Source organism: Acinetobacter sp. 1542444 (assembly GCF_000581835.1).
Classification (GTDB): Bacteria; Pseudomonadota; Gammaproteobacteria; order Pseudomonadales; family Moraxellaceae; genus Acinetobacter; species Acinetobacter pittii.
On sequence record NZ_JEYA01000003.1, the window covers coordinates 163,865 to 187,733 of the forward strand.

The following is a 23,869-nucleotide window of genomic DNA, read 5'->3' on the forward strand; positions in this document are numbered from 1 at the left end:
TTAATTGTGATTTAAAACGTCATAGAAAATATCTGCTATTTTCTTATGCTATCTTACATATAATTTATAGATTGAAGAATAACAAGGATGAAAAGCTCAAAAGAAGAAATCGTGGCATTTCTTGAAAAGGAATTTCCCCCAAGTCTTGAACACTGCACGATTGAATCAGTCACCCCCAAAGCTGCAGTTGTTTATTATCATGTCGATCAAAGGCATCAACGCCCTGGTGGTACCATATCTGGCCCAACCATGATGACTTTGGCAGACTTTGCTTTATATATTGCGATATTAGGTGAGATCGGTATTGTTGGTTTAGCCGTAACCACCAACTTTAATATTAATTTTTTAAGAAAACCTGCGGGTGATCAAGACTTACGTAGTGAATGTAAACTCATGAAAGTAGGAAAGAGTTTAGTGGTGGGTGAGGTTTGGATTTATTCGGTCGGTTTGGATGAACCTGTTGCGCATGTGACGGCGACTTATTCAATCCCACCTAGAGCATAAATATCAAACCAAATAAAAAGCACAGTCAGAGCTGTGCTTTTTTGTAGAAGAACAGTTTAAATATCAGTATTAACCAATGGCTGTTCTACTGCAAAATTTGGAGGAGTCAAAACAGTTTTACGAATCTCGCTGGAAGTTTCCGGATAATCGAGTGTGTAATGTAAACCACGTGATTCTTTACGTTGCATAGCACAGCGAACAATCATTTCCGATACTAAAACAAGGTTACGCAGCTCAATCAGGTTCTTGCTAACACGGTAGTCTTGATAATATTCGGTGATTTCACGTTTTAACATTTCAATACGGTGTAAAGCACGTTCTAAACGTTTAGTAGTCCTTACAATACCAACGTAGTTCCACATGGTCGAACGTAACTCATCCCAGTTTTGTAAAATCACCACATCTTCATCTGGATTAGTTACTTGTGAGTCATCCCAAGTTGGTACTTCGGGTAATTTGAAGTTTTCATCAAATTTATTTTCGATATCTTTTGCCGCACTCATACCGTAAACGAAGCACTCAAGTAATGAGTTACTTGCCATGCGGTTTGCGCCATGTAAGCCTGTATAAGACGTTTCACCAATCGCATAGAGACCTTCAATATCCGTCTGACTATTTGAGTCAACCACAACACCACCACATGTATAGTGGGCTGCTGGCACCACTGGAATCATGTCTTCGGTAATGTCGATGCCTAACTCAAGCAATCTTGCATAAAGTGTAGGGAAGTGCTCTTTAATAAACTCAGGTGATTTATGGGTAATATCTAACCATACATGGCGAATACCGAGACGCTTGATTTCATGGTCAATGGTACGTGCCACAATATCGCGAGGAGCCAGTTCTGCACGATCATCAAAACGCAGCATAAAACGTTCGCCATCAGGTAGGCGCAAATAAGCACCTTCACCACGCATAGCTTCGGTAATTAAAAATGATCGTGCTTGAGGATGATAGAGACACGTTGGATGGAACTGATTAAATTCCATATTGGCTACACGGCAACCTGCACGATAAGCCATAGCAATACCATCACCTGTGGCAATATCTGGATTAGATGTGTACAGATAAGCTTTCATCGCACCGCCGCAAGCTAGCGCGGTGAATGGTGCAAGGAAAGTATGAACCTTTTCAGTATTTTCATCTAATGCATATAAACCAATAGCGCGATTCGCTTGGTCGGTATGGCCTAATTTATGCGAGGTGATTAAATCAATCGCAATATAATTTTCAAAAATAGTAATATTTTTACGTTCTTTGGCACGTTCAACCAAAGTGGTTGAAATGGCTTTGCCTGTTGCATCAGCAGAATGGATAATGCGACGCTGCGAGTGACCACCTTCGCGAGTTAAGTGAAGTTGTTCATCTTCATCTAAGGTAAATTGCACGCCTTGTTTTAAAAGAAAATCAACAGAAGGGCGGCCGCCTTCTACGGTATGTTGTACCGCGTCCATTTCACATAAATGAGCACCTGCAATCATAGTGTCATTAATATGCTGTTGAATAGAGTCAGTCTCATCAAGAACAGCAGCAACGCCACCTTGAGCATAAAAGGTACTTGCTTCGGTTAGAGCAGCTTTGGCTAAAACTGCAATATTAAAATGATTTGGTAACGATAAAGCCAGACTTAAACCAGCGCCGCCGCTGCCCACAATAATCACGTCAAAGTGGTGAATTGTCTGTAAATTAGGCATGTCCATTCGCATCAATTTAAAACGTCCGCTAATGACACCCCTTTTTACCTAAAAAGGCAAGAGCTTAAGCGCTCTAACTCAGAGAAAAATTGCAATTGGCTTAAAAAGTTGCAATGCGTAAAATAATCCTTGTGATGACGTATTACAAATAAACATATTGTTACGCACAACCTCAAAGCGTTGTGATACAACAGTTTTATCCTTATTCTCGTAGACCAATTGTGGGTGAGCACCGAATGAAATCTCGCTATTTACAACAAGGAATGTATGCAGCGGTATTTACAGTTGCTGCTGTTCAAGCAAATGCTGCTGTTGATTTTTCAAATCTTGTTGAACAAGTTAGTCCAGCAGTCGTGAGTGTAAATGTCGTAAAAAAAATGACTCAGGATGAACTGTTGCAGCAGCAAGTTCCTGAAATTTTAAAACGTTTCTTTGGCAATCAGGTCATCATTCCACAGCAACAAGGTCCACAAGAAAAGACAGCTTACGGAAGCGCATTCTTCATTAGTAAAGATGGTTACTTACTCACAAACCACCATGTGATTGAAAATGCCTCGCGTATCAGCATCACTCTAAATGACCGTCGTGAAATTGATGCAACCGTAGTGGGTAGCGATGAGCGTACAGACGTTGCTTTGTTAAAAGTAAACGGAACTAACTATCCAGCTTTACGAGTAGGAAATGTTGACCGTTTACGTGTTGGCGAACCTGTTTTAGCTATTGGTTCTCCGTTTGGTTTTGACTACTCAGCTTCGGCAGGTATTGTCAGTGCAAAATCACGAAACATGAGCGGTGAAACTTCGGTGCCATTTATTCAAACAGATGTGGCTTTAAACCCAGGTAACTCTGGTGGTCCATTGTTTAACCAAAATGGTGAAGTGGTCGGGGTAAATTCTCGAATATTTAGCGGTACCGGCGGTTATATGGGCTTGTCTTTCTCTATTCCGATTGACGTAGCTATGGATGTTGCAGACCAGCTCAAAACAAAAGGTAAAGTAACACGCTCTTACCTAGGGGTGATGATGCAAGATATTGACCGAAACCTTGCTGATGCGTACAAATTACCAAAACCTGAAGGTGCTTTAATTACTCAAATTTCTCCGAACTCACCTGCACAAAAAGCAGGGCTAAGAGCGGGCGACGTGATTTTAAAATTAAATGGTGCGCCTGTACTTCGTACGAGTGATTTACTCTATGCATTAAACAAAGTACAGCCAAATCAAACTGTTCAGTTTGAAGTATTACGTGATGATAAAACACGTAATATTTCAGCGACTTTAACGACTGCACCAGATGAAACACCAGCTACTGGTGCACAAGGTGCTGCATCTAAAGGGCCAGTTTTAGGCATGAGTATTCGTGATCTAGCTGAACCGGAAAAAAATGCGTTGAGCGTGAAAGGAGGTATTTATGTACAAGATGTTCGCCGTGGCGGTTTAGCATCATTGTCCAATATCATTCCAGGTGATGTGATTACCCAAGTCAATAATAGCCAAATTTTAAATAGTCAGGATTTTGCAAAAGTTGTTTCTAACTTGCCGAAAAATACTGTAGCACGTGTTGCTATTATTCGTCAGGGACAGCGCGCAATGCTTGGTTTACGTATTCAATAATCCTCAACCGAATCAATAAGCCACCCTGAAAATGGGTGGTTTTTGTTATTTATCTTGAGCGTTTAGCGATATCTACCTACACTTATTTCAGTTTTAAGGTTAATAAAATAAGAGTGTTCATTTGTGAGTAGTATTTTTGATTTACATATTCAGGTGCAGCCACATCACATTGATGCGTTAGGGCATGTAAATAACGTAATGTATGTTCAATGGATGCAGGATGTAGCTGCTGCTCATGTTGAAACTTTGGGAGTAGGGGTAACTAAGTATCTTGAGTTAAAACACGCCATGGTCGCGGTTGAGCATCATGTGCAATATCGTAAAGCTGCATTTGAAGGCGAACAAATTGTGTTACGTACATGGTTAGATGACATTAATGCACTTTATTCATTCCGCCAGTATGTGTTTTTTCGTCCATCAGATCAGGCCGTATTATTTGTTGGAAATACCAAATGGGCATGTATTGAAATTGCTACAGGACGTCCAAAACGAATGTCACCAACTTTTACCCATGCATATAAGCCGCTTGACTCAAGCATAAACCCTTACGATTTTACTGTTTCGTATGATAAGTAAGTAAAAAAGAGAGGCTGGAATTTGAAGAATTTATTTTCCATAGAAACCGATCGATTAATCTTAAGTGACCTTACAGAAGCCGATAAAAATTTTGTCTTTGACTTATTTTCAAATTCAAACGTACTCGAATTTTATGATTTAAAAGCTTTTACTTCATTAGAAGAAGCTGAGACTTTAATTGAAAAAATGCATAAAAAATGGAATCAACAGTTAGGTTTTAGGCATGCTATTCGTCTTAAAAAAGATGGAACTATGTTGGGAACATGTGGGGTAAATACTATCAAACAGATTGATGATGATTTTGCGGTTATCATTGGTTATGAACTTCATCCTAATGCATGGGGTGAGGGGTATATGCAAGAGGCTCTTGTAGGGCTCATCCAGTATTTGAAACAAGAGAGATTATTCCAAAAACAAATAAAATATGTTTGGGCTGAAATATTTGAACAGAACATTAGATCTCAACAAGTTGTACAGAAACTCGGATTTGAATTGATTGGGGATACAGCAAATAAGACTGGCAATAATTTATCTGCCAGTTTACTTAAGTTCGAGTTAAAACTGTTCTGATTTAGAGGCTTTTCAACGAGAAATAGTTTGTTATGTTGAGAAGTTTAAAAAGCTTTTTTAAAAGAAAGAATTTATATCTTTTTCATATCGGCAATCTGTTATAATCTCACGCAATTTATTTAACCGCTTTGGCTGTGTATTAAAACAAGCTACATAGCACTCTATATTTTCTCAAGGTAACCCATGGCGCAAGCTAAAAAATCCGTCGATATCAAAAATATACGAAATTTCTCGATTATTGCCCACATTGACCATGGTAAGTCTACATTGGCTGACCGTTTTATTCAGATGTGTGGTGGTCTACAAGATCGTGAAATGCAAGCTCAAGTCTTAGACTCAATGGAGCTTGAGCGTGAACGTGGGATTACCATTAAAGCCGCTTCTGTCACGCTGTATTACACCCATCCAAATGGTCAGGAATACCAACTTAACTTTATTGATACGCCTGGGCACGTTGACTTCTCATATGAAGTTTCTCGTTCATTAGCTGCGTGTGAAGGTGCACTATTGGTTGTGGATGCAGCACAAGGTGTTGAAGCTCAATCAGTTGCAAACTGTTATACAGCAATTGAACAAGGTCTAGAAGTTCTTCCTATTCTAAATAAAATTGATTTACCACAGGCTGAACCTGAACGTGTAATTCATGAAATTGAAGAAATTATCGGGATTGAAGCGACAGATGCACCAACTTGTTCAGCAAAAACTGGTTTAGGTGTTGAAGGTGTACTCGAGCGTTTAGTCGATGTTATTCCGGCACCAGAAGGTGATCGTGAAGCACCATTACAAGCATTAATTATCGACTCATGGTTTGATAACTACTTAGGCGTAGTTTCTCTTGTTCGTATTAAACAAGGTCGTATCCGCAAGGGCGACAAAATGTTGGTTAAATCGACAGGACAAACTCATCCGGTCACTTCTGTAGGTGTATTTAATCCTAAGCATACTGAAACAGATATTCTTGAAGCTGGTGAAGTAGGTTTTGTTATTGCTGGTATTAAAGATATTTTTGGTGCACCAGTAGGTGACACGATTACTCTTGCTTCTACACCAGACGTTGCAACTTTACCTGGTTTCAAAAAGGTTAAACCGCAAGTATATGCTGGTCTTTTCCCTATTGATGCGAGTGACTTTGAACCGTTCCGTGAAGCATTACAAAAATTGCAGATTAACGACTCGGCTTTATTCTTTGAACCAGAAAGTTCAGATGCTTTAGGCTTTGGTTTCCGTTGTGGCTTCTTAGGTATGCTGCACATGGAAATTGTACAAGAGCGTTTAGAGCGTGAATACGATCTTGACCTCATTAGTTCTGCACCTACCGTAATTTATGAAGCATTAACCAAAAAAGGTGAAACGATTTACATCGATAGCCCATCAAAAATGCCAGATGGATCGACTGTAGAAGATTTGCGTGAACCAATTGCTGAATGTCATATCCTCGTTCCTCAAGAATACTTAGGGAACGTAATGACGCTCTGTATCGAACGTCGTGGTGTACAAAAAGATATGAAATTCTTGGGTAACCAAGTTTCTATTACTTTTGAAATCCCGATGGCTGAAGTCGTTATGGATTTCTTTGACAGATTAAAGTCATGCTCCCGTGGCTTTGCATCTTTAGACTATAATTTTGTACGTTTTGAAAGTTCAGCTTTAGTTAAGGTTGATGTGTTAATTAATAGCGAAAAGGTTGATGCCTTGGCTATGATTTGTCACCGTAATGATGCACGCCATCGTGGTATTGCATTGGTTGAGAAAATGAAAGACTTAATTCCTCGCCAAATGTTCGATGTTGCTATTCAGGCAGCAATCGGTGCGCAAATTATTGCCCGTTCTACCGTAAAAGCGATGCGTAAAAACGTATTGGCAAAATGTTATGGTGGTGACGTTTCACGTAAGAAAAAACTACTTTCTAAACAAAAAGAAGGTAAGAAACGTATGAAACAAGTGGGAAGTGTTGAAATTCCACAAGAAGCGTTCTTGGCTGTACTGAAAGTAGAAAGATAAGAAATGAGGGTGGGGGAAGTGAACAATTTCTTTTCCCCACTGTAATACAAGCAGCGAGGCTGCGAGTGAGGTCATGTGGATTTTGATTTTAATTTAATTCTTGTTCCAGTTACGCTGATTCTATTTGCAGTGTGGTTGTTAGATAAACTTGTATTAAAACAGCGTGCAAATAAAGGACGCGGGAACGAAAATTTTGTCATTACATGGGCCTATGACTTTTGGCCAGTTTTAGCTGTAGTACTTGTGCTTCGTTCATTTCTTTATGAGCCATTTAATATTCCATCGGACTCTATGGTACCAACTTTAGAAACTGGTGATTTTATTCTGGTGAATAAATTTGATTATGGTGTACGTTTACCTATCGTTAATAAAAAAATTATTGATGTAGGTGAGCCGAAGCGTGGTGATGTAATTGTATTCCGTTATCCACCTCAACCGACTATTAGCTATATTAAACGTGTAATCGGTTTACCTGGTGATCATATTGTTTATGACCATGGGCAATTGATTATTAATGGGCAGAAAGTTCCGAAAGTATTAACACAATTCAGTCGTGAAAAAGATGTGATGGATACGCCAACGTCTATTTATCATAAAGAGACGATTGGTGAGCATACCTTTACGATGCGTGAGCTTGAAGGTGTAAATGTGGCGCGCCAAGCACCGTTTATCAACTATGTTGAAAATGGTAAATATGCGAACCAAGACGGTTTATATTGGGAAGTGACTGTACCAAAAGGACATTACTTTGCAATGGGGGATAACCGCGATCAAAGTGCAGACAGTCGTTTCTGGGGGTTCGTTCCTGAAGAAAACTTAACAGGACGAGCATTCTACGTGTGGATGCATAAAGAACCGGGTTTACACCTTCCTAACTTTAGCCGAAATGGAAAAATAGATTAAAAACAACCATTAGGAAAAAAAGAAATGCGTAAGGCACAACAGGGTACTTCGTATTTAGCAATTTTATTTGGGGTGGTTATATTTGCGATTGCAGTAAAAGCTGTACTTGCAGTTTGGCCAGCATATTGGGATGATCGGCTGATTAATAATCAGATAGAAGAGCTTTTACAAGAAAGCTCTTCTGAGATCACACCACAAAAGTTTGTAACACAAATGGATCAGCGACTCGAAATGAACAATATTCGTGATCTCCACTTCAAAGAGATCGCTCAAGTGTTTAATCAGTCAGGTCTAACGGTCAAAAAGAAATATGAAGTAAGAAAACCTTTCTTATTTAATATTGATTTAGTTTTAACATTTGAGAAGAGTTTTGATAAAACATCAGTTCAAACTAAGTGATCCTCGCTTACTGAGTCGAATCGGATATCAATTTAAGCAGCTTGAATTGTTACAGTTAGCTTTGACTCATCGTTCGGTGAGTCACAAATACAATTACGAGCGCTTAGAGTTTCTCGGTGATTCATTATTAGGCATGATAATCGCCAATTATCTATATCATGCTTATCCAAATGAAAATGAAGGTCGTCTCACGCGTATGCGTGCGACCTTAGTTCGCCAAGAAGCGTTAGGTAAGATTGCAACCGATTTGCAACTTAGTCGGTGTTTAATATTAAGTACAGGCGAGTTGAAATCTGGTGGTCATCATCGTGAGTCAATATTAGCAGATACGGTAGAAGCGATTATTGGTGCAATCTATCTTGATAGTGGTGATCTCAACTTACTTAAAGATATTGTGCTAAAATGGTACATACCCTATTTAGACCATATAGAACCTACGGATCAACTCAAAGATCCGAAATCACGTTTACAAGAGTATCTACAAGCACGTAAAAAACCTCTCCCTGTTTACGAGGTTGTAGATATTCAGGGTGATGCACCTCATCAGCACTTTAAAGTGGAATGCGTGGTAGATGGTTTACCGAAGATTTATGGTGAGGGTTCAAGTCGTCGTTTTGCCGAGCAGGCAGCAGCGGCGGAAATTTTAAAGTTATTGGAGCAATAACCTGCATGTCGATGCATTCTGATCAAATCAATCCAGATTCAAATGAAAACCAAGATCCTAATAATCTGATTGATCAATTTTTTAGTTCCAAAGGCGTAACAATCCCTTCGGATTTTAAGAGCGGATTTGTGGCGATTGTGGGACGTCCAAATGTGGGTAAATCTACCCTCATGAACCATTTATTGGGTCAAAAGCTCTCTATTACTTCGCGTAAACCTCAAACAACACGTCATAAAATTATTGGTATTGATTCGCGCGAAAAGATGCAGGCGGTATATGTAGATACCCCAGGTATGCATAAAAAAGAAGTGCGTGCTATTAATAAAATGATGAACCGTGCTGCTCATTCTGCATTACGTGACGTTAACTTAGTTTTATTCGTTATCGATGCTTATAAGTGGACTCAAAACGACGATTTAGTGCTTGAAAAACTCAAGAACGCTGAAATGCCGGTTATTTTGGTCATTAATAAGGCTGACACTTTTGAAGATAAAAGAGAAATTCTTCCTCTCATTCAAGAACGTGCCAAACTTATGAATTTTGCTGAGATTGTTCCTGTTTCTGCTTTGCGTGGTGCAAACTTGGAACACTTGAGTGAAACGATTGAGAAATACCTTCCTTACCAACCACCATTGTATTCATTTGATCAGATTACTGACCGCTCTGAACGCTTCTTGGCAAGTGAAATTATTCGCGAAAAAATCATGCGTCAGTTGGGTGAAGAGCTTCCTTATGATTTAACAGTACAAATTGAATCTTTCAAAACAGAAGAAGCAACTGTTAATGAAAAAACTGGTCGTTTAAAGCCGGCTTGTACCTATATCGATGCAACGATTTTTGTAGACCGCGCTGGTCAAAAAGCCATTGTGATTGGTGAAAAAGGTACTAAGCTTAAAACGATTGGTATGGATGCTCGTAAAGACATGGAAAAAATGTTTGAGCAAAAAATTATGCTCACACTTTGGGTGAAAGTGAAGGGTGGCTGGTCTGATGATGAGCGTGCTCTCAAAAGCTTAGGATACAGTGATATCTAAAGGATAAGGAGGCTGGTATGAAAACAATTACATCATTAATCGCTATAGTTGGATGTACATTGATGTTACAAGGTTGTGTATATAAGCTTGTAACCGTACCAGTAGGTATCGCCTATAAAACTACTAAAGGTGTAGTTAAAGGTACAGCAGCTGTTGTAGGTGCTGTTATTCCTGACGGTGATGATGAGGATGATAAAAAAGAAAAAGAATCTGAGGAATAGATTCTTTTTATGATGCGCAATGAAGTCCTCCATGGATATATGATTCATCACCGTAAGTACCGTGAAAAAAGTCATATTGTGCATCTTTTTACTCAGGAATATGGGCGAGTTGATGGTATTTTAAGACAGACTCCGCCCCCTCAATATCAACCTATTCGACTGCAAGCCACAGGTAAAAGTGAACTCAAAAATTTTACTAAGCTGGAAATATTAAATCAGCCTGTTTTCTTTTTTGGTGATGCTTTTTTTGCCGGATTTTATTTAAATGAAATTGTTCTTCGACTTTGCCCATTAGAAGAGGCAATGCCACAAACTTTTGAGCAATATCAATTAACTTTGCTTCAATTACAGCAATTATCTTCCCATGAAAATCCTGATCTTTTTCTCAGACAGATTTTGCGCCAGTTCGAACATGTTTTGCTTCCTGAGCTGGGTTACGCGATTGATTTCTCAATTGATACTCAGCAACAGCCAATACAGGCTCACCAGTTTTATCAATTTCAGGTGACTGAAGGTTTTGCGCCCATTGTTCAGGCAAGCCGTTCTTCATTGTCAGGTAAAGCAATTTTATCTATGTTGGATTATGAGCAAGACCAGGATTTTTCTCACGAACAATTGCAATTATTAGGTAAACTATACCGTCAAATGATTACATCGCTTTTAGGAGATCGTCCCCTAAAAAGTCGACAATTGTGGATTCAAAATACTCAAACTCAATCGTAATTAGGATTTATTTATGGCTGCATTGCTTGGTGTAAACATAGACCATGTTGCTACTTTAAGACAGGCGCGCGGTACTACTTATCCAGACCCTGTAGAAGCTGCTCTTATTTGTGAACAAGCTGGTGCAGAGGGGATTACTTTGCATTTGCGTGAAGACCGTCGCCATATTCAAGATGACGATGTACGTCGCATGCGTCCATTATTAAAAACCCGTATGAACCTAGAGTTGGCTGTTACTGATGAAATGGTCGAGTTTGCGAAAGAAATTCAGCCGCAGCACGTGTGTTTTGTGCCAGAAAGACGCCAGGAAGTAACAACTGAAGGCGGTTTGGATGTAGTGGGTAACTTTGAAAAAGTTAAAGCTGCAACTCAAACTTTAGCAGCTATTGGTTGCGACGTATCATTATTTATTGATGCTGATTTAGCTCAAATTGATGCAGCAGTTGCGTGTGGCGCACCTACGATTGAGTTGCACACGGGTGCATATGCAGATGCGGAAACAGAGCAAGATCAACAAGCCGAGTTAGAGCGCATTATCAAAGGTGTTGAATATGCAGCTTCAAAAGGTTTGGTTGTAAATGCAGGTCATGGCCTTAACCTTAAAAATATTGCGCCAATTGCAGCTATTCCACAAATTCATGAATTAAACATTGGTCATTCAATTATTGCTGAAAGTGTTTTTGTAGGTCTGGTTCAAGCTGTTAAAGATATGAAAACAGCGATTCAGGCAGCAGGATAGTTGGTTATGTCGAGTATCAATTACGATGAATTAATGCAACCTGTGGTGGGCTTTTTAGGATGTCAAACACCAAATGCATGGTTGGATGAGGCAATCAATAATTTAGATATCTTGATGCAAGATCATGCTAATTGTGAAAAGAAAGCTGCTAGTACAGCAATGAACTTAATGTTCCGCTATAGCTTCTTTCCTGACTTACAAGTAAAACTTGCTCAACTTGTACGAGAAGAAATGCTTCACTATGAACAAGTGCTTGAGCTTATGGCTAAGCGCGGTCAAGAGTGGACTGGTTTAAGTGCTGGGCGTTATGCAGGTGGGTTACGTAAAGAGATTCGTACGTATGAGCCTGAAGCTTTAATTGATGTGCTGGTGATTGGTGCATTCGTAGAGGCTCGTTCATGTGAGCGTTTTTATGCACTTGCACCGCGTGTAGATGATGAGTTAGGACGTTATTATCGATACTTGCTTAAGTCAGAGTCTCGTCATTTTGAAGACTATCTTGCACTTGCGCTTGATGTGGCGAAAACTGCAAAAATGAAAGATCCTAAAGAGAATATTCAGCAGCGAATTGATCATATCCGTGAAGTTGAAAAGAATCTGATTTTAACACCAGATGATACTTTCCGTTTTCATAGTGGTATTCCTGCTTAGTCTTGGACGTCTCTAATAAAAAAGTTTACCTTTCACGGTAAACTTTTTTATTAGGTGAGCATTATCCCTTTGGTAGTAAGCATGTTCTGCTTTTAGTTTTTTAATGCATATAATTATTTAATAAATATATTTTTTATAGATTTTAATTTCTCTTAAAATTTTTTAAAAAACTTTTATTTTTTTAGGCTAATAATAAATATTGTGTAAATATAAAGACTGATATGTTCATCATGAGTTCAACTGAAATAGTTGATCATTTCTAAGGATATAAGAATGTTAGCATTAGTTACAGGTGCCTCAGCGGGCTTTGGTTACAGCATTTCAAAAAAACTGATTGAGTTAGGATATAAAGTTATTGGTTGCGGAAGACGAGCAGAAAAACTAGAAGAACTAAAACAAGAACTTGGTGAAAAATTCTACCCATTAGTATTTGACATGACAGATACGGCAGAGAATATAAGTAAGGCATTGGTTGATTTACCAGCTGAATTTCAAATCAATCAAATTGATTTATTGGTGAATAATGCTGGATTGGCATTAGGATTGGAACCCGCAGATAAAGCAGAATTAGATGATTGGTACACGATGATTGATACCAATGTTAAGGGGCTTGTTACGATTACCCGATTAATTTTGCCAAGTATGGTAAAGAAAAAATCAGGTTTGATTATTAATATGGGCTCTATTGCAGGTACATACCCATACCCAGGGGGCAATGTATATGGGGCAACCAAAGCTTTCGTGGAGCAATTTAGTCTAAATCTTCGTGCTGATTTGGCTGGTACTGGTGTGCGCGTAACTAACATTGAACCAGGCTTGTGTGGAGGTACTGAATTTTCTCTTGTGCGTTTTAAAGGTGATGAGGATAAAGTAAACAGTCTATATGATAAAAAGAATCCACTTTTGCCTGAAGATATTGCAAATACAGTAGCTTGGATTGCTTCACAACCTCCACACATTAATATTAATCGTATTGAAATGATGCCGACCACTCAATCTTTTAATCCTTTAAAAGTGGTTGAAGTGGAATAATAATTTAAGAAGAAAATATATTCTTTCGAGTTAGGTTAGAGCGTTAAACCTAATAAAGACTCTAATAAAAAAATTAAATCCTCTATCTGCTGATAGAGGATTTTTTATAGTTATTGATAAATTTATGGCAAAAAAAAGCCCGCTTTAATGCTGCGGGCTTTTTAGTATTTGGCTCTCCCACCTGGGCTCGAACCAGGGACCTGCGGATTAACAGTCCGTCGCTCTACCGACTGAGCTATGGGAGAATCTGCATGCGATTATAAGGAGATTTTGAGAAGGGTCAAGTCTAAATTGTCATGTTTACTTCATTTTTGTGTCGTATGCTTTTTATTTGATCAGTTGAGTGATGAGTTAAGAAATTACTTGCACTTTAAAAAATCAATTGCTAGATTCAAAAAAGAACAAGCGTTTGGAGAAATCCAAACAGTGTGGATTTAAACCAACTTGCCAGCACTAAAATGGCTAAATCGGAGATAAGTATGAAAACGCTTACGATCGCTTCTATTTTTTCTAATTTTGATTTCTATCAACACAATTATCTCAATATCTTAAATCAATCAGAATCTTATTACACACTTGTAGAAGGTGCATGGATTAATGCTTATCCTTTCAAAAAGCAGGATTTATATTTAGGCGATTTATTGCAGCTTTGGTTTAGCGCTAAATGGAATGTGCATAATTCACTTAAGATTTTAAAAAGCTCGAAACTACTAAACTCTTCTGAATCTTTATATATTTTTCAATTAGAAGGGGAGTTATTGTTGGGTAAAAATAAAGTTTTAGCTTGGTCTGTAGAGCATCAAGAAATTATAGAACTCCAACTTAAAAATATTTGGGCGCCGTATGTGATTGCACAAACTTGTGAACGTCCAGATAATTCAGATGACTTAATAAAAAAGGCAGCGGTTTAAGGCTGCCTTTAATGATTATGGACGAATAATCATGCAGGTTGCTGTTGCATAGGCATACAGTTTACCTTCCTCATCAATAATCTTTCCTTCGGAAATACCTAAATTTTTACTTAAATTAATAACTTTGCCTGTTGCAATTAAAGCCTGATTTTGGGGAATAGGGCGGCACATTTTTACGTTAAGGTCGATTGTGCCGTAACCTACACCCGCAGGTAACATCGTATGTACTGCACAGCCAGTCACTGAATCTAGGACGGTGGCAGCAAAACCGCCATGTACGCCACCGAGTGGATTTAAATGGTTATGATCTGCTTGGGCTCTAAAGGTAACAGATCCTTCTGAAATTTCAGTAGGTTGCATAGGTATTGTTTTACTAATGCTGGCAGGTGGAATATGGCCTTCTATCATTGCTTGTAAAAATTCAAGGCCAGTCATTTCCATCGGATTTTTCATTTTTTTGGTCCTTTAATTATTAAGGTTCTAAAATGGAACTTGATATTAGCCTATTATTAAGTCATCGATAAGTCAATTCTAGAGTTAAAGATTGAACTGATAAGTTGAATTTTAAAAACTTGTCCATTTAATATAAAATTCCTTTATTATAAAAATTGAATTAAATGAGTTGCATAATGAATTAGATAGATAAGAAAGACTTCTTTTACACTATAAGAAATAACAGGAGCATAAGGACAATGCTTTTTAAAATTGCACTCGTAATGGTGGCTTTTGCAGCAAATTCTGTATTGTGTCGTTTGGCTTTGGCAGGCCAACATATTGACCCAATGACTTTTAGTCTAATACGAGTGGGAAGTGGTGCGGTTGTTTTATTAGGACTGTTTTTATATTCAAAATCGTCTCAAACCAAAGTCCAATGGAGTTTAAAAAACGCATTTTTTCTAGCGGTTTATATTTTGGCATTTTCATATGCTTATCTTCAGATCGACGCTGGTATTGGTGCTCTGTTATTGTTTGGGGTTGTACAGCTGACTATGGTGCTTTATGGCTATTGGCAGGGGGAACAGATTGGCATATACCGTGGTATAGGTCTATGTATTGCTTTAGCTGGAATCATTGTTTTGCTATTACCGGGTGCTCATGCGCCTGATTGGGGATATGCTCTAATTATGGTGATATCTGGTTTAGCATGGGCAGGATACAGCATTGCTGGTCGTAATATGACACAACCGATTGGTAGTACGTTGGCAAATTTTACGCTAGCTGTGCCAATGGTTTTGTTGGCGAATGTATTGGTTACCCAAGATAGATACATTGATGTGCAAGGATGGGTCTTAGCGATTTTGTCGGGTGGTGTCACTTCAAGCGGGGCTTATGTACTCTGGTATGCGATTTTGAAGCATATTGATAGAGTGACAGCGAGTACAGTACAGCTAAGTGTTCCATGTTTGGCAATTATAGGTGGAAGCCTATTTGTAAATGAGACTGTGACAGGGCGAGTGATTTTATCGAGTTTTATAGTTTTATTTGGAATTTTATTAGTTATTTATGTAAGACCTCAAAAAGCCAAAAATGCATAAGTGAATTAAAAAAGGGTTCTCTCAAGAGAACCCTTTTTATGCAAAATGCAGATTATTTCGCAGCTTTTTCAGCTTCAATTGAAGCAATAGCAGCGTCTACACCTTCAATTGAGTCAGCAGCTTTTTTGATACGTGCTAACGCATCAACGAGTACTTCGTCAGCTGTTGCATATGAAATACGCATAAAACCGCCTAAACCAAATGCATCACCAGGAACAACTGCTACGCCAGTTTCTTCTAGTAACCATTCAGAGAACTCTGTGCAAGATTTTAAGCCTTTTGCACGAATAAGAGGGCGAATGTTTGCATAGGCATAGAAAGCGCCATCAGCAGGTAAGCAAGAGATACCTTTAATATCATTTAAGCCATTTACAACTAAGTCATGACGGCGTTTAAACGCTTCAATCATAGGTTGTAAAACGTCTTGTGGACCATTCAATGCAGCTTCAGCAGCAACTTGCGAAATAGAAGTTGGGTTAGAAGTTGACTGTGATTGGATCTTTTTCATTGCACCAATGATTTTTGCTGGACCGGCTGCATAGCCAATACGCCAACCTGTCATTGCGTATGCTTTAGAAACACCGTTTAAAACGATTGTGCGATCATATAAATCAGGAGCAACAGTTGCGATGTTGTAGAACTCATCTTCCCAACGAATCGGTTCATACATATCGTCAGATGCAACAAATACTTGTGGATGACGACGTAAAACTTCAGCTAAAGCTTCTAATTCAGCTTTGCTATAAATCATGCCTGTTGGGTTAGATGGGCTGTTTAATACAACTAAACGAGTGTTAGGTGTAATAGCAGCTTCTAATTGTTCAGGAGTGATTTTGAAGCGTTGGTCTTCGCCACATTTCACAATGACTGGTGTACCTTCAGCAATAATGACCATATCTGGATAGCTTACCCAGAAAGGTGCTGGAATGATAACTTCATCGCCTTTGTTTAATAGAGCAAGTGCCAAGTTAAAGAAGCTTTGCTTACCACCACAAGAAACCAAAATCTGGTTCGCTTGATAATCAAGATTATTATCACGCTTGAACTTAGCAATAATTGCTTTTTTTAACCCAGGAGTACCATCTACAGCCGTATATTTGGTGAAACCATTATTAATCGCTTCAATTGCAGCATCTTTGATGTGTTGAGGGGTATCAAAATCTGGCTCGCCAGCACCTAAACCAATCACGTTCTTGCCAGCAGCTTTAAGTTCAGCAGCTTTATTTGTTACAGCAAGTGTAGGGGACGGTTTGATAGCATTGACACGATCAGAAAGACGTACGTCCACGGCAATATTCCTCTTATGGGATTAAAAAATAAAAAGCATACTATCTTATCGCAAAAATTAAGCAATTTGCGGATACGGGTATTTTTAGATGTAAAAAAGTTTAATTTAAGAAGGTTCTTGTTGCTGTTTTACTCAATTGAAGCTTTTTTGAAAAGAAATGATAAAAATCATTTATAATAGGTCGCAATCGAAATTTCGAGAATGAATCATGACTGAGCAACAGCCAAAACAGAAAAAGGCTTTGGTGAAATTGCCATTTCCAATGCCGAATGAAAGCAATCAAGCAGATGATGCGGTACACAACCAAGTGCGTCCAAAACCAGAGCAATACGCGGATAGAACATGGATGCCTCCACGTGGTACGCGTCGTTCTATGGGAAAACGCTAATTTTGAAAAACAGGCAATATGCCTGTTTTTTATTGATTGAATAAAATTTCTTGATAATAACTTTTTTTCTTTTGGTACATGTGATGGTCTGCTCGTTTTAACATGTCCTCAATTTGTTCATTTGTTTGAGTGGTTGCATGTCCAATTGCAATACTTACTGGATGGCTTGAATAGTATTGATTGTCGATATTAAAAAGCTCCTGAATCGTTTGAAGCATAATTTGAACGTGCGCTTCATCTGCGCCTGGCATTAAGATCACGAACTCATCACCACCGATTCTGGATGCAGTATAGGCTGTATTTGAAATAGCCTGACTTAAAATATTTCCAACACGGCGTAATAAACCATCTCCAATATCATGCCCAAACTGGTCATTGGTTTCTTTTAATCCATTCATATCTAAAAAAATTGAAGAAACTGGTCGAATAATACTTCGGTTTAAGCGATTAAGTTCCTCTGTAAAAAAAGCACGGTTATATAGTTTAGTAAGAACATCGTGTTGCCCTAAATATTCAAGATAGTTTTCCGCTTTTTTCCGGGCAGTAATATCTGTCAGCGCAACTTGCACTAATCCCCAAGTCTCTTCATATCCCGGAAAAACGGTAAATTGAAGCAAGACATTTCTTATTTGGCCATCTAAAGCGTAGTTAACGGCTTCACGTTTATGATGGATATTACCTTGCCATAACTCGATGAGTTGGTCTCGAAAGGTTTCAACCATTTCTTCAGCAAAAATTTTATGTGTATTCCTTAAAAGTGTCGACTTATCAGGAGCTTTAAATAAATCTATCGTGGCCTGATTAACATCTAAAATTAAAATATCTTCTACACACTGGCGGACAAACTCAGGATGAACATCTAGAAAAGTTCTGAAGTCTTCAATTCCCAATAGCCTAAGCTGATCAATTCTATTCTTTATACGGCTGAAATCCTCGACCCACAGCGAAGTAGGCGAGTAGATAAACATAGATTCAGCCAGTCGACGGTTTTTTTCTTCCTGACGGAGTGCATTTTGATAAGGGGTAATATCTTCTGTAGTAATTAATACACGTTCAAAGGTAGATTCAGAACCAGGTAAAATGGAACCTCTTAACTGAACATCAATACGTTTGCCTGATAAGGTGTAATTCACGGTAGTGCTTGAAAAATGGGTTTTGCCATTCCATAACGCTTCAAGCTCATAAATATGTGATTCGAACATTTCCTTTTTAAAAATAAGATTCAAATTTGAATATAGTTCCTCGCGCGTTGTTGCTTCAAAAAGTTCCAAGGTTTTTTGGTTAACACGAATAATTTTAATTTTATGTGCGCATTCGATAACTAAGTGTTTATTTTGATTTAAAAATTCATGGAGGTTTTCAATTCCTTGCTTTCTCCATAAATCAAATTGTTGTTTAACTTCACTGAAATCCTCAATCCACATTGGAATTGGGCTAAGGTCAAAAATCGAAGAATCTAAAGTTTCCATATGTTTCTTTAAGTATTCAGTTTGCCTTAAAGTATAATGAGAAAAATTAAGATTTGGGAGGATAAAGAGTTTAAATATATTAGAATAATTAAAAATAAAAGGATTAAATGTAATTAAAAATAAAATAATGAGAAAGCAGAGATTATCTGCTTAATTCATAAATTCATAAGAAAAATTAACGATTAATAGGGTGATCAATGTTTTTTTCACCACGCCATAACTTAATAAAATCTTGCTCATCAAAATCGTAAAGTTCCATCAGTGCAACAACAGCACTCACAAAAATCATGGCACCTTCAGAGTTTCCATGAAGATTGAAAATTTTACCGTTTAACTTCCCTAAAATATCACTAAGCTCATGATCACGGCCTCGTCCATAACGATCTCGTGGGTACAACTCTTCATTTAAGACAATAAGAGCTATTGCTTTTTCAGCATCTGATAAATCAGTTTTATCTAAAGCTTCTTCAAATGATTCACTGCCATGATTAAAGTAAAAAATAACTTCATCATTAATGAAACTTTGTACCATCTTTTGAGTTAAAGTCGGAAATTGTGATACTGCATTATCTTCTACATAGGGTTTAAAAGATTCCGGAAAGATAACGTTATGATAAATCCCTTTAAAAAGAGGAGCGATTTCGGAAACTTTATAACCCGCAATGCCACAACCTAATGCAGTAATGAAATATTTCATTTTAGGATGATTTTTTGTGTATATCTTAAAGTCTTCAACATAATGCTGAATTTGTGAAAGTGGCATTTGTTGAATGTGTTCATTTAAAGTTGGAATTGCAAAGCTTTGACCAGCCCAGCCACGACCTACACCTTCAACTGCTCCGAAGTGCTGACTTGCAACGCGCGCTGCACCACTACCGTGTTGTCCAGCAAGATTACTTCCAAATACAAAAACTGTATCTTCGGGAAGTTCAGTTACAATACTTTCATCATGATATTGATAGGTCATGGTTATACTTTTTGTTTAATGGATAGCTTCATGTTGCAACCGATTAGGGCATTGGTCAAGTGTTAAGATGCTTAATCTTTTACATTGAATTTCCAGCTCAATTTAGACTTTAAATTAAGATAAAAATCCCCATTAAAAGGGGAGACGTTAAATTCAATTTTTCATAAAGAGAGATAACTTTGAACGAAAATCAACCTTTTGATTTGGTCACTCATTATCAGCCAGCAGGTGATCAGCCACAGGCCATTGAAAAGCTGGTAAATGGTATCGAGCATGGTTTTCGTAATCAGTTATTACTTGGTGTAACTGGCTCGGGTAAAACCTATACCATGGCGAATGTGATCGCTCAAACACAGCGACCTACAATTGTGATGGCTCATAACAAAACTTTGGCTGCCCAGCTTTATGGAGAGTTTAAAGCATTCTTCCCTAATAATGCGGTTGAGTATTTCGTAAGTTACTATGATTACTATCAACCCGAGGCTTACGTTCCATCCTCAGATACTTTTATTGAAAAAGATGCTGCCATTAACGATCACATTGACCAGATGCGACTATCAGCAACACGTGCTTTATTAGAGCGTCGTGATGCAATTATTGTGGCCTCGGTTTCTGCAATTTATGGTTTGGGTGACCCAAATGCTTATATGCAAATGTTACTGCATGTGGTTGAGGGCGACCGTGTAAGTCGTGATGAAATTATCCGCCGTTTGGTTGAAATGCAATATACGCGTAATGAACTTGAGTTCTTACGTGGTACATATCGAATTCGCGGTGAAATTATTGATATTTTCCCTGCCGAATCTGATCAACATGCGATTCGTATTGAACTATTTGATGACGAGGTCGATTCGATCCGTTGGTTTGATCCGTTAACGGGTAAAATGGTTCGTAAAGTTCCACGTGTTACGATTTATCCAAAAAGCCACTATGTAACCCCGAAAGATCATCTGACTCGTGCAATTGATACAATTAAAGATGAATTACAAGATCAACTTAAATTCTTCCGTGAACATGACAAATTGCTGGAAGCCCAGCGTATTGAGCAGCGTACCCGTTATGATTTAGAGATGATGCAACAGTTGGGCTATACCAATGGTATTGAAAACTATTCAAGACATTTGTCTGGTCGTCCAGCTGGTGAAGCGCCTCCAACTTTATTTGATTATGTACCTGAAGATGCATTGCTGATTATTGATGAGTCACACGTTACAGTTCCGCAAATTGGGGCGATGTATAAAGGCGACCGATCACGTAAAGAAAATTTAGTGAATTATGGTTTCCGTTTACCAAGCGCACTTGATAATCGACCAATGAAATTTGAAGAGTGGGAGCGCATTGTACCGACGACTATTTTTGTCAGTGCAACACCCGCTAAATATGAGTTAGAAAAGTCTGACCAAGTGGTTGAACAAGTGGTACGTCCAACAGGATTAATTGATCCTGAAATTGAAGTTCGTCCTGTATTAACTCAAGTCGATGATGTTCTTTCTGAAATTAATATTCGTAAGAACCTAAATGAACGTGTGTTGGTGACCACTTTAACAAAACGTATGGCAGAAGATCTGACTTCTTATTTAAAAGAATACGGGGTTAAAGTCGCTTATTTACACTCTGATATTGATACGGTTGAACGTGTCAAAATTATTCATGAGTTACGTACAGGTGTATTCGACGTTTTAGTCGGTATTAACTTGTTGCGTGAAGGTCTCGACATGCCAGAAGTTTCTTTAGTTGCTATTTTAGATGCAGATAAAGAAGGTTTTTTACGTTCAGAACGCTCACTCATTCAGACAATTGGTCGTGCCGCGCGTAACGTGAAAGGTAAAGCAATTTTATATGCTGACAGAATTACTGACTCTATGCAAAAAGCAATAGATGAGACTGAACGCCGAAGAGCTAAACAAATCGAATTCAACGAGTTGCATGGTATTACGCCACGTAGTGCTGTTCGTCAGGTCATCAAAGAAATTGATTCAGGCGAAGTGCTTTCAGACGACGAAATTGATGAGAAGGTGCTTGAACAAGCACAAGCTTTAAGTGCTGACGAAAGACATATTCTCTCTGATCCAAAATTGTTTAGTAAGCATATTACTAAGCTTGAAAAAGAGATGTTAAAAGCTTCGAAAGATTTGCAGTTTGAACAGGCAGCTCGGATACGCGATGAAATCATTCGACTAAAAGCGCAAATGTTGCAATAAACGAATACATAACGCTACATAATGTGTTTAAAAAACAAGCTACTGTAGATATTTGAGTTCTTTTGTATTCACAACTAATCGTTGAGGGCAACAATGGCATTTCGAAATAATGTTCCGCAAGCCAGTTGGCGTTTGGCTAAAATTGCGTTGGGCGGTGTCGTTTTGGCTGGTTTGGCTGTTGGAACCTATGTCTATGCCCAGCCGAAACCTCTGCAAACTGTCTATAAAGTTGAACTGGACCGATATTTAGGTGTTTGGTATGAAGTCGCGCGTAAACCTGCATTTTTTCAAAAAAAGTGTGCTTATAATGTATCTGCAACCTACACCTTAAACGAAAATGGAAATGTAGTAGTAGATAATCGCTGCTACGATAATAGAAAACAATTACAGCAATCTATCGGGGAGGCCTTTGTGGTTAACCCGCCATATAACACCAAATTGAAGGTAAGTTTTTTACCGGAAGCTGTAAGATGGATTCCGGTAATCCGTGGGGATTACTGGATTTTAAAGCTAGATGAAGACTATCAGACTGTTTTGGTTGGGGAACCTTCACGTAAATACCTTTGGGTGTTATCAAGAGACCCTCATCCAGAGCAAGAAGTGGTAGATGAATATTTAAATTATGCAAAAACATTAGGTTTTGATATTCGAGATATTATTCGTACAGAACATAAAGAATAGTGGTATATGTCTGTTTAAGAAAAAACCATGTTTTTACATGGTTTTTTCTTTTTTATAGTGGATAAATCAAGTATTGTAGTGAGTTATTTTTACTAAAGTCTAAGAGGTTTATGATGTTTAAGGGCGTGATCTTGTCTGTCATGGCATCATTCACTTTTGGTGTACTTTATTTTTATACTCAATTATTAAGCCAGCTAGATAGTGAGCAAACTTTTGGATGGCGGATTATTGCAACACTACCGTTCCTTACTTTATTTATGTGGTGGAGTGGTGATTTAGCTTATATCAAAAATATCTATCAACGTATTTTGGCTAAACCTTCTTTACTATTATTGTTAATCACAACCTCTATTTTAACCTCAGTACAACTTTGGCTTTTTTTGTGGGGGCCGATGCATGGGCGTGGGTTACAAGTCTCTTTGGGATATTTCTTATTACCGCTGGTTCTTGTCTTAGCTGGAAGTGTGTTGTATGGCGAAAAAATATCAAAATTTCAATGGGTAGCAATTATTCTTGCAGTCATTGGTGTTAGCCATGAGATATGGCGTTTAGGAAGTATTGCGTGGGAAACTGCATTGGTAGCAGTTGGATATTCTGCCTACTTTTTATTACGTAAAAAAATTAAAACAGATAATTTAGGGGGCTTTTGGTGGGATTTGGTCATTATTATGCCCGTTGCGATTTATTTAACTCATACAGGTTTGCTGCCATATAGTAAATTTATAGACCAACCAAGTCTTTCTTTGATCATTATTGGGCTTGGAATTTTAAGTGCTATTGGTCTGGGAAGTTATATTCTGGCAAGTCGCTTTCTACCTTTAGTTGTGTTTGGACTCTTGGGGTATTTGGAACCTGTATTACTGGCTTTAGCTTCTTTAGTTTTAGGGGAGAGCATTGGCCAAGAAGAATGGTTCACTTATATTCCGATTTGGTGTGCTGTTTTTGTACTCGTTTTAGAAGGAGCTATTCATCTTTATCAACAACGGCAAAAAGCCCAAAATCTGCAACTTAATATCACGAAATATCAAAAAAGATTAAAAAATGATGAGTTCAATTAGGTCGTCAGAACCTAAAAAGTAAGAAAAAGCAAAAATTTAGCTGCTTT

At 38.1% G+C, this 23,869-nt stretch carries 26 protein-coding genes and 1 tRNA gene; 21 read left to right on the plus strand and 6 right to left on the minus strand.

The features are described 5' to 3' along the window. Nucleotides 1–87: 87 nt before the first annotated feature. The gene (locus J580_RS12965) at nucleotides 88–504 is read left to right on the plus strand and encodes a PaaI family thioesterase (protein WP_000842533.1); all 417 of its coding nucleotides are present in this window, start codon (nucleotides 88–90) and stop codon (nucleotides 502–504) included. 56 nt (nucleotides 505–560) lie between these two features. Here J580_RS12965 and nadB read toward each other — a convergent pair whose 3' ends face one another. Beyond that, the gene (gene nadB / locus J580_RS12970; protein ID WP_032004436.1) at nucleotides 561–2,204 is read right to left on the minus strand and encodes an L-aspartate oxidase; all 1,644 of its coding nucleotides are present in this window, start codon (nucleotides 2,202–2,204) and stop codon (nucleotides 561–563) included. 230 nt (nucleotides 2,205–2,434) lie between these two features. On the opposite strand from nadB, the gene J580_RS12975 reads away from it, so the two are divergent. The 13 genes from J580_RS12975 (at nucleotide 2,435) to J580_RS13025 (ending at nucleotide 13,324) form a co-directional block, all read left to right on the plus strand. Further along, entirely contained in the window at nucleotides 2,435–3,811 is a 1,377-nt protein-coding gene (locus J580_RS12975; RefSeq protein ID WP_032004437.1) for a Do family serine endopeptidase, read from the plus strand. Nucleotides 3,812–3,934: 123 nt separating this feature from the next. Then, on the plus strand, nucleotides 3,935–4,387 hold the full coding sequence (locus J580_RS12980; RefSeq protein WP_005073148.1) for an acyl-CoA thioesterase: 453 nt from the start codon (nucleotides 3,935–3,937) through the stop codon (nucleotides 4,385–4,387). A 21-nt stretch (nucleotides 4,388–4,408) separates the two neighbouring features. Continuing rightward, complete coding sequence (locus J580_RS12985; RefSeq protein WP_032004438.1) at nucleotides 4,409–4,957, plus strand: GNAT family N-acetyltransferase; 549 nt, start codon at nucleotides 4,409–4,411, stop codon at nucleotides 4,955–4,957. Between the two features lie 183 nt (nucleotides 4,958–5,140). Then, nucleotides 5,141–6,958 (plus strand): translation elongation factor 4, encoded by a 1,818-nt coding sequence (gene lepA / locus J580_RS12990; RefSeq protein WP_002118606.1) that lies wholly within the window; start codon nucleotides 5,141–5,143, stop codon nucleotides 6,956–6,958. Between the two features lie 75 nt (nucleotides 6,959–7,033). After that, nucleotides 7,034–7,861 carry a signal peptidase I gene (gene lepB, locus J580_RS12995; protein ID WP_005067825.1) on the plus strand — a complete coding sequence of 276 codons (828 nt, stop codon included), beginning with the start codon at nucleotides 7,034–7,036 and terminating at the stop codon, nucleotides 7,859–7,861. 24 nt (nucleotides 7,862–7,885) lie between these two features. Beyond that, nucleotides 7,886–8,260, plus strand: a complete 375-nt coding sequence (locus J580_RS13000; RefSeq protein WP_005067828.1) for a DUF4845 domain-containing protein — start codon at nucleotides 7,886–7,888, stop codon at nucleotides 8,258–8,260. Further along, nucleotides 8,232–8,924: a ribonuclease III gene (rnc, locus tag J580_RS0104265; protein WP_005067830.1), complete on the plus strand. Its 693-nt coding sequence runs from the start codon at nucleotides 8,232–8,234 to the stop codon at nucleotides 8,922–8,924. The genes J580_RS13000 and rnc overlap by 29 nt, the downstream gene beginning before the upstream one ends. Before the next feature lie 11 nt (nucleotides 8,925–8,935). Then, on the plus strand, nucleotides 8,936–9,958 hold the full coding sequence (gene era / locus J580_RS13005; protein ID WP_014207367.1) for a GTPase Era: 1,023 nt from the start codon (nucleotides 8,936–8,938) through the stop codon (nucleotides 9,956–9,958). A 17-nt stretch (nucleotides 9,959–9,975) separates the two neighbouring features. Beyond that, nucleotides 9,976–10,179 carry an NF038104 family lipoprotein gene (locus J580_RS0104270; RefSeq protein ID WP_005067833.1) on the plus strand — a complete coding sequence of 68 codons (204 nt, stop codon included), beginning with the start codon at nucleotides 9,976–9,978 and terminating at the stop codon, nucleotides 10,177–10,179. Between the two features lie 9 nt (nucleotides 10,180–10,188). Further along, on the plus strand, nucleotides 10,189–10,902 hold the full coding sequence (gene recO / locus J580_RS13010) for a DNA repair protein RecO (RefSeq protein WP_032004439.1): 714 nt from the start codon (nucleotides 10,189–10,191) through the stop codon (nucleotides 10,900–10,902). Nucleotides 10,903–10,915: 13 nt separating this feature from the next. Further along, on the plus strand, nucleotides 10,916–11,641 hold the full coding sequence (gene pdxJ, locus J580_RS13015) for a pyridoxine 5'-phosphate synthase (RefSeq protein ID WP_017386244.1): 726 nt from the start codon (nucleotides 10,916–10,918) through the stop codon (nucleotides 11,639–11,641). Nucleotides 11,642–11,647: 6 nt separating this feature from the next. Beyond that, entirely contained in the window at nucleotides 11,648–12,292 is a 645-nt protein-coding gene (locus J580_RS13020) for a tRNA-(ms[2]io[6]A)-hydroxylase (protein WP_017480578.1), read from the plus strand. Nucleotides 12,293–12,565: 273 nt separating this feature from the next. Further along, the gene (locus tag J580_RS13025) at nucleotides 12,566–13,324 is read left to right on the plus strand and encodes an SDR family oxidoreductase (RefSeq protein WP_017480579.1); all 759 of its coding nucleotides are present in this window, start codon (nucleotides 12,566–12,568) and stop codon (nucleotides 13,322–13,324) included. A 169-nt stretch (nucleotides 13,325–13,493) separates the two neighbouring features. On the opposite strand, the gene J580_RS13030 is transcribed toward J580_RS13025, so the two are convergent. Continuing rightward, nucleotides 13,494–13,569 (minus strand) — tRNA-Asn (locus J580_RS13030). Nucleotides 13,570–13,615: 46 nt separating this feature from the next. On the opposite strand from J580_RS13030, the gene J580_RS23165 reads away from it, so the two are divergent. Next, the gene (locus J580_RS23165) at nucleotides 13,616–13,762 is read left to right on the plus strand and encodes a hypothetical protein (protein WP_079381033.1); all 147 of its coding nucleotides are present in this window, start codon (nucleotides 13,616–13,618) and stop codon (nucleotides 13,760–13,762) included. A gap of 41 nt (nucleotides 13,763–13,803) precedes the next feature. Next, nucleotides 13,804–14,235: a hypothetical protein gene (locus tag J580_RS13035; RefSeq protein WP_017386246.1), complete on the plus strand. Its 432-nt coding sequence runs from the start codon at nucleotides 13,804–13,806 to the stop codon at nucleotides 14,233–14,235. Nucleotides 14,236–14,250: 15 nt separating this feature from the next. Here J580_RS13035 and J580_RS13040 read toward each other — a convergent pair whose 3' ends face one another. Beyond that, nucleotides 14,251–14,688, minus strand: a complete 438-nt coding sequence (locus J580_RS13040) for a PaaI family thioesterase (RefSeq protein ID WP_017480580.1) — start codon at nucleotides 14,686–14,688, stop codon at nucleotides 14,251–14,253. Nucleotides 14,689–14,927: 239 nt separating this feature from the next. Here J580_RS13040 and J580_RS13045 point away from each other — a divergent pair, with 239 nt between their 5' ends. Next, nucleotides 14,928–15,770, plus strand: coding sequence for a DMT family transporter (locus J580_RS13045; RefSeq protein WP_017480581.1), 843 nt, complete (start codon nucleotides 14,928–14,930; stop codon nucleotides 15,768–15,770). A gap of 52 nt (nucleotides 15,771–15,822) precedes the next feature. On the opposite strand, the gene J580_RS13050 is transcribed toward J580_RS13045, so the two are convergent. Then, nucleotides 15,823–17,058, minus strand: a complete 1,236-nt coding sequence (locus J580_RS13050; RefSeq protein WP_002118408.1) for a pyridoxal phosphate-dependent aminotransferase — start codon at nucleotides 17,056–17,058, stop codon at nucleotides 15,823–15,825. 208 nt (nucleotides 17,059–17,266) lie between these two features. On the opposite strand from J580_RS13050, the gene J580_RS13055 reads away from it, so the two are divergent. Next, entirely contained in the window at nucleotides 17,267–17,446 is a 180-nt protein-coding gene (locus tag J580_RS13055) for a hypothetical protein (RefSeq protein ID WP_002118942.1), read from the plus strand. A gap of 29 nt (nucleotides 17,447–17,475) precedes the next feature. Here J580_RS13055 and J580_RS13060 read toward each other — a convergent pair whose 3' ends face one another. Next, the gene (locus J580_RS13060; RefSeq protein WP_032004442.1) at nucleotides 17,476–18,915 is read right to left on the minus strand and encodes a sensor domain-containing diguanylate cyclase; all 1,440 of its coding nucleotides are present in this window, start codon (nucleotides 18,913–18,915) and stop codon (nucleotides 17,476–17,478) included. Nucleotides 18,916–19,090: 175 nt separating this feature from the next. Further along, entirely contained in the window at nucleotides 19,091–19,882 is a 792-nt protein-coding gene (locus tag J580_RS13065) for a hypothetical protein (protein ID WP_002118650.1), read from the minus strand. A gap of 179 nt (nucleotides 19,883–20,061) precedes the next feature. Between J580_RS13065 and uvrB the strand changes: the two genes are divergently transcribed. The 3 genes from uvrB to rarD all read left to right on the plus strand — a co-directional run bounded on the left by uvrB (nucleotide 20,062) and on the right by rarD (nucleotide 23,822). After that, entirely contained in the window at nucleotides 20,062–22,083 is a 2,022-nt protein-coding gene (gene uvrB, locus J580_RS13070) for an excinuclease ABC subunit UvrB (RefSeq protein WP_002118463.1), read from the plus strand. Nucleotides 22,084–22,176: 93 nt separating this feature from the next. Beyond that, a complete protein-coding gene (locus J580_RS13075; RefSeq protein WP_017402788.1) occupies nucleotides 22,177–22,764 on the plus strand; it encodes a lipocalin family protein in 588 nt (195 codons plus the stop codon). Nucleotides 22,765–22,874: 110 nt separating this feature from the next. Beyond that, nucleotides 22,875–23,822 carry an EamA family transporter RarD gene (gene rarD / locus J580_RS13080; RefSeq protein ID WP_014207355.1) on the plus strand — a complete coding sequence of 316 codons (948 nt, stop codon included), beginning with the start codon at nucleotides 22,875–22,877 and terminating at the stop codon, nucleotides 23,820–23,822. The last annotated feature ends 47 nt before the right edge of the window (nucleotides 23,823–23,869 follow it).

Bases quoted from the DNA above. Each gene is read 5' to 3' on its own strand.
- J580_RS13060 (WP_032004442.1), bottom strand. From the start codon at position 18,915: ATGGAAACTTTAGATTCTTCGATTTTTGACCTTAGCCCAATTCCAATG.
- J580_RS13020 (WP_017480578.1), top strand. From the start codon at position 11,648: ATGTCGAGTATCAATTACGATGAATTAATGCAACCTGTGGTGGGCTTT.
- J580_RS13000 (WP_005067828.1), top strand. From the start codon at position 7,886: ATGCGTAAGGCACAACAGGGTACTTCGTATTTAGCAATTTTATTTGGG.
- era (WP_014207367.1), top strand. From the start codon at position 8,936: ATGCATTCTGATCAAATCAATCCAGATTCAAATGAAAACCAAGATCCT.
- J580_RS12965 (WP_000842533.1), top strand. From the start codon at position 88: ATGAAAAGCTCAAAAGAAGAAATCGTGGCATTTCTTGAAAAGGAATTT.
- lepA (WP_002118606.1), top strand. From the start codon at position 5,141: ATGGCGCAAGCTAAAAAATCCGTCGATATCAAAAATATACGAAATTTC.
- J580_RS13055 (WP_002118942.1), top strand. From the start codon at position 17,267: ATGACTGAGCAACAGCCAAAACAGAAAAAGGCTTTGGTGAAATTGCCA.
- J580_RS0104270 (WP_005067833.1), top strand. From the start codon at position 9,976: ATGAAAACAATTACATCATTAATCGCTATAGTTGGATGTACATTGATG.
- recO (WP_032004439.1), top strand. From the start codon at position 10,189: ATGATGCGCAATGAAGTCCTCCATGGATATATGATTCATCACCGTAAG.
- J580_RS13035 (WP_017386246.1), top strand. From the start codon at position 13,804: ATGAAAACGCTTACGATCGCTTCTATTTTTTCTAATTTTGATTTCTAT.
- J580_RS13065 (WP_002118650.1), bottom strand. From the start codon at position 19,882: ATGACCTATCAATATCATGATGAAAGTATTGTAACTGAACTTCCCGAA.
- J580_RS12975 (WP_032004437.1), top strand. From the start codon at position 2,435: ATGAAATCTCGCTATTTACAACAAGGAATGTATGCAGCGGTATTTACA.
- J580_RS13045 (WP_017480581.1), top strand. From the start codon at position 14,928: ATGCTTTTTAAAATTGCACTCGTAATGGTGGCTTTTGCAGCAAATTCT.
- nadB (WP_032004436.1), bottom strand. From the start codon at position 2,204: ATGGACATGCCTAATTTACAGACAATTCACCACTTTGACGTGATTATT.
- pdxJ (WP_017386244.1), top strand. From the start codon at position 10,916: ATGGCTGCATTGCTTGGTGTAAACATAGACCATGTTGCTACTTTAAGA.
- J580_RS13075 (WP_017402788.1), top strand. From the start codon at position 22,177: ATGGCATTTCGAAATAATGTTCCGCAAGCCAGTTGGCGTTTGGCTAAA.
- rarD (WP_014207355.1), top strand. From the start codon at position 22,875: ATGATGTTTAAGGGCGTGATCTTGTCTGTCATGGCATCATTCACTTTT.
- J580_RS13040 (WP_017480580.1), bottom strand. From the start codon at position 14,688: ATGAAAAATCCGATGGAAATGACTGGCCTTGAATTTTTACAAGCAATG.
- J580_RS13025 (WP_017480579.1), top strand. From the start codon at position 12,566: ATGTTAGCATTAGTTACAGGTGCCTCAGCGGGCTTTGGTTACAGCATT.